Genomic DNA, 12,462 nt, shown 5'->3' with positions numbered 1-12,462 from the left:
ACCATGTCAAAAAGGAAAACGGAATTAACCGAAAAGAAAATCTCGGAAATGCAAAAAGAAGGTCGAGGGAGCGGGAATGGAGAGGAATATAAACCTTGGATTAACATTCAGGATTTCCCATCAAATGGACTAGCTACTAGAGGAAAAGGGTGGAAAACAAATCGCATTCATCAATTCCTATCTAAATTGGAACGTGATTATTACTATGTATTGGAATGGAACGCTTCCGTATTGGATATACGAGAACAATATCCATTGACCCGTGATGATACTTGGTTCATTGCAAATGAAAAAGGAATTAAACACCCAAGTGATCCTAAATCCCAAGTGCCTATTGTTATGACAACTGATTTCTTTATAACGGTAAAAGATTCCAAGGGTACAAAATTTGTCGCTCGCACCGTAAAACCTTCTAGCGATTTAGAAAACCAGCGAACGATTGAGAAATTCGAAATTGAGCGTGCATATTGGGACGATCGTGGAATTGATTGGGGGATTATCACGGAAAAAGAAATCCCCAAAGACATGGTAGAAAATGTGGAATGGCTGCATCTTTCTTATTTTGTTATTGAGGATTTGCCAGCATCCACACTTACCACCTATGCCCAACAAATGAAATCTTTTATTAAAAAATATAAAACCTCCGTTATCGAAATGGTGACAGAATTTGATCACACCTTTCAGTTGGAAAATGGAATGGGGCTTGAAATCCTTAAGCATTTAATTGCTAGAAAAGAAGTCCCTGTTGATATAACAAAGAAAATTTTCACTCACCTTTGGGTGGAAGATGTTTTCAAACTCGACTCTATTTAAGAAAGAAGGAATTGAATGTTTGTAATTAATGACATTATTAGCATCGAAGAAGTCAGAGGTAACAAACGACTAGAAAGAATTATTTGGATAGATGATGGAAACATCATTTGTTACACCATCAATATGGAAAAGGAAAGTACACTTCCAGTCAAACGGAAAGTTTCTGATTTGCAGCAATTACACGATGACCAATTACTTTCTTTTATAGCTAGCGATCCGTATGGTTTCATTTATCAAGAAGAGGAACACCTTTCTGAAAAAAGTAAGGAATTGCGGGATGAACGGTGGGAATGCATCAAAGATATGATTTTACTAGAACCAGAAATATTCGATAGTAATATAAGGGGTCGGCTAATAAAAGCGGCAGTTGATAAAACAGGGAAAAATAAACGTTTGTTTTATAAATATTTGACTCAATATTGGCAAAGAGGAAAAGTCAAAAACGCTTTGCTGCCCGACTATAAAGATTCTGGTGGCAAAGGAAAAGAAAAGACTTTTACAGACAAGAAGAATGGGAGAAGACGGAAGTTCGAAAAAGTCATTGGGGAAGGGATTATCATTACCAATGAAATTAAACGGATTTTTGAGGTCAGCGTAAAGAGGTTCTATCATACTACCCAAAAAAATCCACTTGCTACAACCTATAATTTAATGCTCCAAACATTCTTCGTAGCAGATTATCGGTATGAAAATGGCGTGAAAAAGCCTATTCTCCATGAACAAGATAAGATCCCGACTTTAAGGCAATTTAAATTTTGGTATGAAAAAACCTATAAAGCCGAAGAAAAACTGCGTAAGAGAAAAGGTAACCGAAAATATGAATTAGAAAATCGGGCGGTCTTGGGAACATCCGTAGGTGATTTATACGGTCCTGGAACCAAGTATCAAATCGATGCGACGGTTGCCGATGTGTATCTTGTTAGCAGCTTCAATCGAAACTGGATTATCGGTCGCCCTGTAATTTATGTGGTGATTGACGTATTCAGCCGAATGGTTGTAGGTCTTTATGTAGGACTGGAAGGTCCATCGTGGTTTGGAGCGATGATGGCGTTAGCCAATACCGCTAGTGATAAAGTTTCATATTGTAAGCAATACGGCATTGAGATAACAAAGGAAGAGTGGAATTGTCATTACCTTCCGCAAACACTGTTAGCTGACCGAGGTGAACTTGAAGGCTACAATGTGGAGCGGCTGATTAATGCCTTTCATATGAAGGTCGAAAATACACCACCATACCGAGCCGATTGGAAAGGGATTGTGGAACAGCACTTTCGGGTGATTAACACAAAAGTGAAACCATTTCTACCTGGAACAGTGGATACGGATGTAAGGGTTAGAGGTGACAGGGATTACCGTTTGGATGCCACGTTAACCTTGGAGGAGTTTACCAGTATCATCATTAAATGTGCACTTCATCACAACAATCACCACTGGTTAAAAAATTATAATCAGGATGAAATGATGATCGAGGATGAAGTTTCCCTCATCCCGCGTGAAATATGGAATTGGGGGATAAAAAATCGATCAGGTAAACTGCGTTCCTATTCTGAGGATATTGTAAAACTTCACCTCCTTCCAACCGCCAACGCAAGGGTAACGGAAAAAGGAATCGTTTTTAAAAAGATGCGTTTCAGCAGCGAAACGGCATTAAAGGAAAATTGGTTTGGAGAGGCAAGAGAGAAGAGCTGGCTAATCCCGATTTGCTACGATCCACGGAATATGTCACACATTTACCTGCCAGGAGAAGACAGCAGAAGTTATGAAGTGGCAACTTTACTTGACCATCAAAAGAAGTACAGCGGCAAAACAATGGAAGAAGTAGAATATTACTTTGCTTCCGAACTGTTAAAAAAACAAACTTTTAAACATGAAGAACTGCAACAAAACGTGGATCTAACAAGCGACATTGAACACATTGTTGAAAAGGCGAAGAAGACTTTTGATAAAGAAAAAGTGGAAATGAGCAACAATCAAAAGGTGAAAGGAATCCGAGAAAATCGCTCGATGGCAAAAGAAGCAAAGCGGAAAGAAGAAGCCTTTTTACTGGCTGATGTACAATCGTTTACTGAACCTATCGAAGAGAATGTTGGTGAAGAAACAATTTCTAAACAGGTGAGTTCGAAGTTACAGTTATTACGTCAAAAACAGAAGGAGAAGTTGAACCGTGCAAGGGGTAACAGCAAGTGAGACACAGATACTGCATTGTGAAGAAATGGTAGAAGCCATTTATAGCGATCAAATTGTTCAGGATTATGAATCCAACCCTTTAATTGAAGCACTTCCTCCTATTTTTACAGAGGATGATGTGATCGAGCATTTATCGGTTATACCGTCTTATGACGAAAAAGAACGAACATTAAATGCCAACTATCGGTTTCATTGCGTACAAACAAAGATTGTTTCAATATTTTCAGCCTTTTGAGACTCACCTTGATCTTGAACAACGGATTTCAAGAGCCATTCGCCAAGGTTATTTGCACCGTAATCCGATGAAAAAAGAAGAAGTCATGAGGATTCACGAGAGCTATAAGGCGATAAAAGATGGGAAGTTTTTAAAAACCTATCAAACAGAAGCCAAAAGAACAGCTGCTGGTTTTACTATCATTGGACTTTCAGGAATTGGAAAATCGACCGCCATCGAAAGAGTGCTGTCCTTTTATCCTCAGTTAATCAAACATCAGGAATACAAAGGTAAACCATTTCACTTTACACAAATTAGCTGGCTAAAACTCGATTGTCCGTTTGATGGGTCTCTTAAAGGATTATGTATGAGCTTTTTCTCAGAACTCGATCGGTTACTTGGCTCCAATTACTTAAATAAATTCGGAGCACAAAAAAATACACTGGATTTAATGATGCAACGAATGAATCACCTAGCAAGTCGTCACGGAATTGGTCTTCTTATTATTGATGAGATACAGCATTTGAGCCTTAGCAAAAGTGGCGGGTCTGAAAAGATGCTGAACTTCTTTGTAACACTTGTTAACACCATCGGAATACCCGTTTTAATGGTGGGAACCAACAAAGCCATATCCATTTTGCAAAGTGAATTTCGTCAGGCGAGACGAGGTAGCGGTCAAGGGGATATGGTTTGGTCTCAGATGCCAAATGATGAATCTTGGGATTTATTTGTAGAAGGTATGTGGGAATATCAATGGACTTCTCACTTTACGGAATTAACAAGCGAATTTAACGATTTTCTTTATGAAGAAAGTCAAGGAATTCTCGATATTGCGGTCAAGCTATTTATGCTTCACAAGTAAGAGCGATTACAACAGGGGAAGAAAGAATAACAAAACAAATCATGAAACAAGTGGCTAATGACAGTTTGCGACTGGTTAAACCGATGCTGGATGCGATGCGGTCAGGCATACCGACTGAAATTGCCAAATACGAAGATATTCGTCCAATTGATATGGATGAGGAAATAGAGAAATACAAAGCCTCCTTTGACTTTCAGGATAAGATCCGTATTCAAAAGAAAATACAACAACAAAAACGTCAGAAAAAAGAGCAGTCACTTTTAGAAGAAGTGACGCTACAACTACTAGCCATGGATTTTGACCCAAAACAAGTGGAGAGTGCAGTAAAAAAAGTGTTCAAGATATTAGGTGAGGATATTGAAAAATCAACGGTGCTGAAGGAAGCCGTCAAACTCCTGATTGTTAAGGATGACAAGAAGGCTGAAATCAAAACCAAGAAAAAGAAAATCGATACAATAAATAAAAATTACTTGGGAAGATTGATGCAAGAAGCAAGACAAAAGAAGAAATCCGTCTATGAGTATTTTCTGGATAAAGGCATTATTAAACCACCATTAGACGAAATCTGGGAGGAAGATGAAAATGCTACACTGGTTTCCCACACCGTATCCTGATGAACTGTTGTATAGTGTTTTAGCACGGTATCATGTATGGTCTGGAAATACAAGTCCCAAAATGACGGTAGAAGAACTGTTCGGAAAACGAACAGTTCGTTCCGTTTGGGATTTGCCCGCCAATTTAAATATGTTACTGAGCCAACTGGGATCTTATTGGGGTGCCGATCAATTGATTAATAATCATACGATGTACCCTTACTATGCGGCTTTTTTGCTTCCAAAACAGGCAAAGCAAGTAAAAAAGTCGATGCTGAATAGCAAAGGAAGCACAATTCATACGCGTATCGGAGTGTCGGCAAGCAATGTTAAAGTAAAAATAAACCTTTGGGTGTGCGGTGGCTGTATTAAAGAAGACATGGACACTTACGGTGAAACGTATTGGAGAAGGGTTCACCAAGCCCCAGGTGTATTTGTATGTCCGAAGCATGAAAGTGTATTGGAAGAAACAGTTGCTTCAGTGAAATCTCAAAACCAGCATGAATTTATTGTTGCAACACCTGATGTCGAAAGAACAAAGATAAGACTTGATGGACTAAGCAAAGAGGAAATTCAACTACTTTTAGATATTTCGAAGGAAACGGACTCCCTTTTAAATAACACCCGCCTTCAAGCAAACGATAATGCAATAAGATCAAAATACATGGAACTGCTGAAACAAAAGGGATATGCCAGTGTGAATGGGATGGTAAAACGGGATAGGCTGTACCAAAGTTTTGGTGCGAAATTCTCCGACCGTAGCTTGGAACTGTTGCAGTCGCCTGTAAAGTTCCAAGAAACAGATTGGTTAACAATGATCTTCCAAAAACACCGTAAGTCTTTTCATCCGCTTCGGCATTTGTTGGTGATGATGTACTTAGAAACGGAATTGGACCATTTATTTGGTAAAAAGGAGTATCAGCCATTCGGGAAAGGACCTTGGTTATGCTTAAACGTTGCCTGTCCAAACCATCGAAAACCAGTCGTAAAAGATTTAACCGTAACGATTTGTTATGATACGAGGAAACCTGTTGGAACATTCCGCTGTGATTGCGGATTTGTTTTTTCAAGGAGAGGACCTGACCAAAATAAAGATGATCAATATCGTGTTGGAACCATCAAGGATTATGGTCCCGTTTGGAAGATGAAACTGACTGAATTGGTGAACGAAGGAAATCCCCTTACTGAAATAGCGAAAGAAATGCAGGCGGATCGAGCAACAATCAAAAAGTATGCTGCCGAACTAGAACTGAAAGTACCGTGGAAACTGCCGAAGATTGAAAAGAAAGAGGTTAACGAGCCATTGGAGGATTTTGAGGCACAATTAAATGTAAGAAAAAACAAATGGCACGAACTCCAGAAGGAATATCCTGAAAAATCAAAAACAGAATTGCGGAAAATGGTTCCTGATGTATATGCCTTTTTGTACCGCAATGATCGTGATTGGCTCAACACTCATTCCCCCGTAAAGAAAAGGATTCAATCACCCTATCAACGTGTCGATTGGGAGAAGCGGGACAAAGAATTGCTGAAACAAGTCAAAAAAGTGATCCGAAATTGGGATGAGAATGCTGAAAAACCAACCAAAATAACGGTCACTTCTATCGGAAGAAAAATAAATGAATTATCCCTATTACAGAAAAAAGCGGATAAACTCCCGAAAACAATGGAATATATTGAAAAGGTGTCGGAGGGGACAGTAGCCTTTCAAAAGAAGCGGGTTGAATTTACTCTTGAAAAGCTCAGAAAAGAGAACGAGCCAATCCTTGAATGGAAAATTTACAAAAAGGCAGGACTTCGACCGACAGTCTCCAATGAAGTAAAAAGGTTGATTACGTTAAGAACAACAGAATACGAAACAGTAAAATAGTAAGAAAGGGGGCTTCGAAGCGAAGCCCCTTTATGCTTATTTTAATGACAATGTGGAATTTTTACTTCGGTAAGAGTATATTCCAGTTCCCGACTTTTTTGTAGGGTAGAAAAAATCACAGTTCCCGACTTTTATTTTTATGTGGTGCATTTTTGAACGTAAGAATGCGGGTTTCGGAGCTGGGTAGTTCCCGACTTTTTTGTACTTCAACACGAGTGAAAATTGGAGGATTGCCTCCAGTTTTCCTCGTTTTTTTTGTCCAAAAGCTGGGAAGCAGGAATCTGACAATAAACAGGAGAATAAAAAAGTAAATTAGGGAACAGCCAATTAATAAACGCCAGGAATCCGCGAGTTTAGTTAAATAAAATGAAGTTATCATAATAACAAGTGGGTGTTAGATTGGATTATATAATGGACTTGGCAGAATCGATAACAAGTAAAAAGTGAAAGTAAAAGAAATACCTAAATGGGGAGCATATCTGAGAGAGCAATGGGAAGAAAGTTTTGCTAACCATCTCAGTGATAAAGAAAAGAAGTCCATTTATTTTTATGACGATGAAGATGGCTTTAGTGGCTACTTATGGCACTTATTTAGTTATGAGAGAAGAAAGTGCTTAAAGGAGGAACATGCTGATATAGCGTTTAATAAAGAAATGAAGGAGTCTTGTTACGTTTTTTATCAGCATTCGGATGATGCTCTTATCCTTGAAAATGCTTCATCATTAACTGCCATGGACTTTGTAAATGAAGAGGATATTTACATAGTAGATAAAGAGTTTAACTGGACTTATATAGTAACCCATGAAACAGGCTGGTGCGGTCCATATTTTAGCCGGAAGTGACCTTAAATATTTTACATTTTAAGAAGAGAAGGTGGAGGCAAGAGAACCTATTCTCAACGAGTTACGAGTTCAGCCAGGATTTACAACCGTTTTCTTAAAGGGTATGATTTTTATAGATAATAGATTATGGGAGCGGAATAATGAAAGAACTAACATTCAAATCTTACGGCCAATTTCTCCAATTTAACGAGCATAAGGCGATGGAGAAAGCGGTCATGAAGGGACTTCAAGGAAATGAACTGGTGAAGTTCAAGCTTGAATTTCTGCAAAGAGCCAAAACCATGTGGAAAGAGTATGATTGTGATCTTTGGCTGGAAAAACACGGGTATGTCATCATAAATGTTTGGAAAGATGGCAGCGGCAAAAGAAAAGTGACAAGAGGACGACCAAAAAAACTGGATTCTGAAAAATACGTACATACCGTTCATGTCAGGCTAGATGAGGAAACGTATAGACAGCTGACGAATCACTGCCAGGAGAATCAGATCGACGTATCTGAAGCTATTCGGGGTCTAATTAAAACACTATAGAGGCAGAAATGGGAGATTCAGCTTTCGGGTTTGAGTCTTCTTTTCATTTATACGACCCTACTAAAATGAGAAAAATATTAGACAATTTCCGAAATTTACTATCTGCCTCTTTTCTTTTTTTATTTTTTGTGATACATTAATTGTGCAGAGATAGTGATAATCATTTTCAATAAACAATATCTATACATATCAAGGTTCTTTTTTTTTAACCATTTAATGATAATGATTATCATTATTTAAAAGATAGTTTTGTAGAAAGGCTGTTTTCGCAAAGTTTTGTTGCTATTTGTATTATATTTACGGAGTTGATTGTAGCGGAAGGTGCGAGACTCCTACGTGAGTAGCGGGACAGGTGAGACCCCGCAGACGCGCAGCGTCGAGGAGGCTCATCGCCCGCCCCGTGGAAAGCGAGCATCCTGGAGAGGAAATCAACGGACAACATCGATAAGCGAAAAACAACAATTTATACGAAAAGAGCCTATAGAAAAGACTTATGATAATAAACACGTTATGAGGGTTATTAATGAGATTATGGATGTTAGGAATTGCAGCCATTGTTCTGTCGTTTATCTCGCTGTTTATCGGAGCAATAGATATAACGCCTAAGGATCTGCTTAATTGGGAATCAGATGAAACACATATCTTCCTTATCAGCCGCATTCCACGTCTATTGGCGATTATTTTAGCGGGGGCAGGAATGAGTATTGCCGGTTTAATCATGCAGTCTTTAAGCCGCAATAAGTTTGTATCACCAACAACGGCCGGAACATTGGATGCAGCAAAACTGGGTATTTTAATTTCCATGCTGTTTTTTACGAATGTCACTTATACACAGCAGGTTATTTTTAGCTTTGCCTTTGCTTTAGCAGGTACGTTTCTCTTCATGCAGATTTTAGATCGTATAAAATTTAAAGATGTTATTTTCGTTCCGTTAATCGGAATTATGTATGGAAATATACTATCTTCAATTACAACGTTCCTTGGATATGAAGCTGATCTGCTGCAAAATCTATCTTCCTGGCTTATGGGAAGTTTCACTTTAATTATTGCCGGCCGTTATGAGCTTTTATATGTTAGTATTCCCGCTATTATTCTGGCGTATCTTTATGCGAATAAATTTACGGTTGCCGGAATGGGGGAAGATTTTGCAAGAAATCTTGGCTTAAGCTATAAGCTGGTACTGAATATTGGCCTGGTCCTAGTTGCGGTTATCTCAACAACGGTGGTTCTTACTGTCGGAGTTATTCCATTTTTAGGACTAATCGTTCCCAATATTGTCTCCTTATATTTAGGTGACAACCTGCGCAAAACAATTCCGCATACAGCGGTGCTGGGAATTGTCTTCCTATTAATATGTGACATTTTAGGGCGTCTCATCATTCATCCTTATGAAATTCCGGTTAATGTAACCGTCGCAGTGATAGGCAGTGCTATCTTCTTAACAATGCTGCTAAGGGGGAGAGCATATGCGAAATAGTACAAAATTGATGATTTTAGCAGCTATGGCCATTGTGTTTATTTTGTTATATGGCTTTTATGATATTAAAGGCGGCTTTGATTATGCTTTTCCAAAGCGTATGCTAAGGGTCACAGCGATGATTATTACTGGAATCGCCATTGCTTATTCCACAGTTGTGTTCCAGACCATTACACATAATCGTATCTTAACACCTTCTGTTATGGGCCTTGATTCTATGTATCAAGTAGTACAAACCTTAATCTACTTTTTTGCAGGGTCAATGTCAGTGTGGGTGTTAAATAAATACTTGAACTTTGGTGCAGCCATTTTAGCCATGGTCATCTTTGCCCTGATTTTGTATCGGTTTTTGTTCAGGGCGGATAAGCATCCCATATATTTTCTTCTCTTAATAGGGATGATTATAGGAACACTCCTGGGGAGCTTTGTCACATTCCTGCAGGTATTAATAGATCCAGTCGAATATTTAAGTCTTCAAAGCCGGCTGTTTGCGACTTTTACAAATGTCAAAGCAGAGTTATTATTTATTTCAATTGGCATCCTTGCTTTGGCATTTCTTTATGGCTACCTTATTATGGGGAAACTGGACGTGATGTCGCTTGGCCGTGAAAATGCGATGAATCTTGGCATTAACTATGACGGTATGGTGATGAGAATTTTAATCTTATCGTCCGTTTTAATCGCTACATCAACTGCGCTGGTTGGTCCCATTACCTTTTTTGGACTGATTGTGGCCAATCTCTCCTATCAATATCTGGTGACATATAAACACTCCATCCATATTTTAGGGGCAAGCTTGATCAGTATCATTGCATTGGTCGGCGGTAATTTCCTTGTGGAGCATATATTTGAACTGCGCACCACATTAAGTGTCATTATTAATTTTGTTGGCGGAATTTACTTTATTTATCTATTACTTAAGGAAAGCAGGGCAGCAGGATGATTGAAATCAAAGGATTAACAAAACAATTTGGTAAAAAGCCTGTTGTAGAGGATGTTACAGTCACAATCGAGCCAGGGACCATCACTTCTTTTATTGGACCGAATGGCGCTGGTAAATCAACACTTCTTTCTATGGTAAGCCGTTTATTAGAAGCAGATACAGGTGAGGTATTGCTCGATCAAAATAATGTGAAAAAGTGGAAGTCTTCGGATTTTGCAAAAAGAGTATCCATTTTGAAACAGGCCAACTACCTTAATGTGAGATTAACAGTGCGTGAGCTGGTGTCTTTTGGGCGCTACCCCTATTCAAAAGGACGTTTGTCCGCTGCAGACGAAAAGTTTGTTGATCAAGCCATTGAATATATGAATTTAGCTGATATGGAAACTAAGTATTTAGATGAATTATCAGGCGGTCAGAAGCAGAGGGCATTTATTGCTATGGTCATTGCTCAGGATACGGATTATATCCTGCTGGATGAGCCTTTAAATAATCTGGATATGAAGCATTCTGTTCAGATTATGAAAATTTTGCGCAAGCTGGTTGATGAACTTGGAAAGACAGTTGTCATTGTTTTGCATGACATAAATTTTGCGTCTGTTTATTCTGACCGTATCGTAGCGTTAAAAAATGGCAGGCTGATGAAGAATGGGCCGACCAGTGAAATCATTAATTCTGATGTGCTTCGTGAAATTTATGATATGGATATTCCCATTCAAGAACAGAATGGCTGCAGGATTTGTGTCTATTTTAACTCGCATACATAAACAAAATATTCCTGGAGAAATCTATTGTGTTTCTCCAGGCTTCTGCATATTTTTTGTGTCAGGTATTTGAAATATTGGAAAATAATTTAATGAAATTTACGAAAAGTTATTGACTAATAGAGATTATTCAATAATAATTATCACCATATTTGATAATGATAATCAATATCAATAAAACATAAAAAGGGAGAGTTAAGTGAGATGAAAAAAATATTTTATGCACTATTAGCAGCCATGGTATTATTGCTTGCCGCATGTGGATCTGCCGAAGAAGCTTCAAAAGAAGAATCAGCTGATAAAGCTGAAGCTGGCCAATCTGAAGAAACAAATGCATCTGGAACTGAAGAAGGAAGCTCTGCATATCCCATGACTGTTTCCCCGACAGTTGCTTCAGTAGAAGGCAATGAGGGCGGTACAACTAGTTTTGAAGATGTAGAATTTGAAAAAATGCCTGAAAGAATTGCTGTATTTGATTATGGTTTCTTAGATACATTAGATGCTCTTGGGGTTAAAGGAATTGTCGGTGTTGCGAAGGATTCTACTCTGCCTGCACACCTTGAAAAGTATGCTTCAGATGAGTATGAAAGTGTTGGCGGATTAAAAGAACCATTACTTGAAGATATTGCTGAAATGGATCCGGATGTAATCTTTATCTCCGGGCGCCAGTCAGCTTTCTATGAAGAATTAAAAGAAATTGCTCCAGTCGTGTTTGTTGGTACTTCTGACGCTGACTACTGGAACACATTCCAATCTTCTGTAGACCTCGCAGCGAAAATGTTTGATAAAGAAGCAGAAGCTGAAAAATACACAGCAAAATATGATTCAGCTTTAGAAGAAATCAAAGCTTTAGCCGGAAACTATGAAAGCACTTTAGTAACTATGTACAATGAAGGGAAATTATCAGGTTTCTCAACTAATTCCCGCTTTGGCTACATCTATGACATTTATGGATTCAAGCCGGTAACAGAAGATATCGAATCTTCTTCTCACGGTTCTAACTTCGGTTTTGAAGCCATACTGGAATTTAATCCACAAGTGCTATTCGTAATTGACCGTACAGCAGCTGTTGGCGGCGATTCTAATATTGAAGCCGATATGGAAAATGATATCGTTAAGAAAACAGATGCTTATCAAAATAAAAAAATCGTTTACTTGGATGGACCACTTTGGTATCTGAGCGGAGGCGGTTTACAATCAGAACTTGCTAAAATTGAAGAAGTCTTAGCTGAGCTGAAATAAATAATATGCTCCTTTTACTGGTAAGCTTCTACGCTGCTGGTATCCATGTCAGGAGCAAGTTGAATAAAATTATGCGCAATCGACAATACACAAAAGGCAGGATGCTCGCTAAAGCATTCTGCCTTTTA

Annotated in this window: 12 protein-coding genes; all 12 read left to right on the top strand. The window is 38.5% G+C overall.

Going from position 1 to position 12,462, the window contains the following annotated elements:
- On the top strand, positions 1–813 hold an 813-nt coding region (locus BFI01S_RS18880), incomplete at its 5' end, for a TnsA endonuclease N-terminal domain-containing protein (RefSeq protein WP_235831231.1).
- Between the two features lie 15 nt (positions 814–828).
- Positions 829–3,000 carry a TnsB C-terminal domain-containing protein gene (locus BFI01S_RS18875; RefSeq protein ID WP_061793985.1) on the top strand — a complete coding sequence of 724 codons (2,172 nt, stop codon included), beginning with the start codon at positions 829–831 and terminating at the stop codon, positions 2,998–3,000.
- Positions 2,978–3,235 (top strand): hypothetical protein, encoded by a 258-nt coding sequence (locus BFI01S_RS23805; protein WP_061793984.1) that lies wholly within the window; start codon positions 2,978–2,980, stop codon positions 3,233–3,235. Before BFI01S_RS18875 ends, BFI01S_RS23805 begins: the two co-directional genes overlap by 23 nt.
- Positions 3,174–4,076, top strand: a complete 903-nt coding sequence (locus BFI01S_RS23800; protein ID WP_218008338.1) for an ATP-binding protein — start codon at positions 3,174–3,176, stop codon at positions 4,074–4,076. Before BFI01S_RS23805 ends, BFI01S_RS23800 begins: the two co-directional genes overlap by 62 nt.
- 41 nt (positions 4,077–4,117) lie before the next feature.
- A complete protein-coding gene (locus tag BFI01S_RS23795; RefSeq protein ID WP_061793982.1) occupies positions 4,118–4,690 on the top strand; it encodes a hypothetical protein in 573 nt (190 codons plus the stop codon).
- Positions 4,659–6,539 (top strand): TnsD family Tn7-like transposition protein, encoded by a 1,881-nt coding sequence (locus tag BFI01S_RS18855; RefSeq protein ID WP_061793981.1) that lies wholly within the window; start codon positions 4,659–4,661, stop codon positions 6,537–6,539. Before BFI01S_RS23795 ends, BFI01S_RS18855 begins: the two co-directional genes overlap by 32 nt.
- Before the next feature lie 443 nt (positions 6,540–6,982).
- Positions 6,983–7,381 (top strand): DUF4275 family protein, encoded by a 399-nt coding sequence (locus tag BFI01S_RS18850; protein WP_061793980.1) that lies wholly within the window; start codon positions 6,983–6,985, stop codon positions 7,379–7,381.
- A gap of 140 nt (positions 7,382–7,521) precedes the next feature.
- Positions 7,522–7,911, top strand: a complete 390-nt coding sequence (locus tag BFI01S_RS18845) for a hypothetical protein (RefSeq protein ID WP_061793979.1) — start codon at positions 7,522–7,524, stop codon at positions 7,909–7,911.
- Between the two features lie 523 nt (positions 7,912–8,434).
- A complete protein-coding gene (locus BFI01S_RS18840) occupies positions 8,435–9,388 on the top strand; it encodes an ABC transporter permease (RefSeq protein ID WP_061793978.1) in 954 nt (317 codons plus the stop codon).
- Positions 9,378–10,331: an iron chelate uptake ABC transporter family permease subunit gene (locus BFI01S_RS18835; RefSeq protein WP_061793977.1), complete on the top strand. Its 954-nt coding sequence runs from the start codon at positions 9,378–9,380 to the stop codon at positions 10,329–10,331. The genes BFI01S_RS18840 and BFI01S_RS18835 overlap by 11 nt, the downstream gene beginning before the upstream one ends.
- Positions 10,328–11,095 (top strand): iron ABC transporter ATP-binding protein, encoded by a 768-nt coding sequence (locus BFI01S_RS18830; RefSeq protein WP_061793976.1) that lies wholly within the window; start codon positions 10,328–10,330, stop codon positions 11,093–11,095. Before BFI01S_RS18835 ends, BFI01S_RS18830 begins: the two co-directional genes overlap by 4 nt.
- Positions 11,096–11,296: 201 nt before the next feature.
- A complete protein-coding gene (locus tag BFI01S_RS18825; RefSeq protein ID WP_061793975.1) occupies positions 11,297–12,334 on the top strand; it encodes a siderophore ABC transporter substrate-binding protein in 1,038 nt (345 codons plus the stop codon).
- Positions 12,335–12,462 lie beyond the last annotated feature (128 nt).

The sequence above is a fragment of the Cytobacillus firmus NBRC 15306 genome (assembly GCF_001591465.1).
GTDB classification, from domain to species: Bacteria; Bacillota; Bacilli; order Bacillales; family Cytobacillaceae; genus Cytobacillus; species Cytobacillus firmus.
Note: the sequence above shows the minus strand (reverse complement) of the source record. Positions and strands in the feature narration are given on the sequence as shown.

Bases quoted from the DNA above. Each gene is read 5' to 3' on its own strand.
- BFI01S_RS18875 (WP_061793985.1), top strand. From the start codon at position 829: ATGTTTGTAATTAATGACATTATTAGCATCGAAGAAGTCAGAGGTAAC.
- BFI01S_RS23800 (WP_218008338.1), top strand. From the start codon at position 3,174: ATGCCAACTATCGGTTTCATTGCGTACAAACAAAGATTGTTTCAATAT.
- BFI01S_RS23795 (WP_061793982.1), top strand. From the start codon at position 4,118: ATGAAACAAGTGGCTAATGACAGTTTGCGACTGGTTAAACCGATGCTG.
- BFI01S_RS18855 (WP_061793981.1), top strand. From the start codon at position 4,659: ATGCTACACTGGTTTCCCACACCGTATCCTGATGAACTGTTGTATAGT.
- BFI01S_RS18845 (WP_061793979.1), top strand. From the start codon at position 7,522: ATGAAAGAACTAACATTCAAATCTTACGGCCAATTTCTCCAATTTAAC.
- BFI01S_RS18840 (WP_061793978.1), top strand. From the start codon at position 8,435: ATGAGATTATGGATGTTAGGAATTGCAGCCATTGTTCTGTCGTTTATC.
- BFI01S_RS18835 (WP_061793977.1), top strand. From the start codon at position 9,378: ATGCGAAATAGTACAAAATTGATGATTTTAGCAGCTATGGCCATTGTG.
- BFI01S_RS18830 (WP_061793976.1), top strand. From the start codon at position 10,328: ATGATTGAAATCAAAGGATTAACAAAACAATTTGGTAAAAAGCCTGTT.
- BFI01S_RS18825 (WP_061793975.1), top strand. From the start codon at position 11,297: ATGAAAAAAATATTTTATGCACTATTAGCAGCCATGGTATTATTGCTT.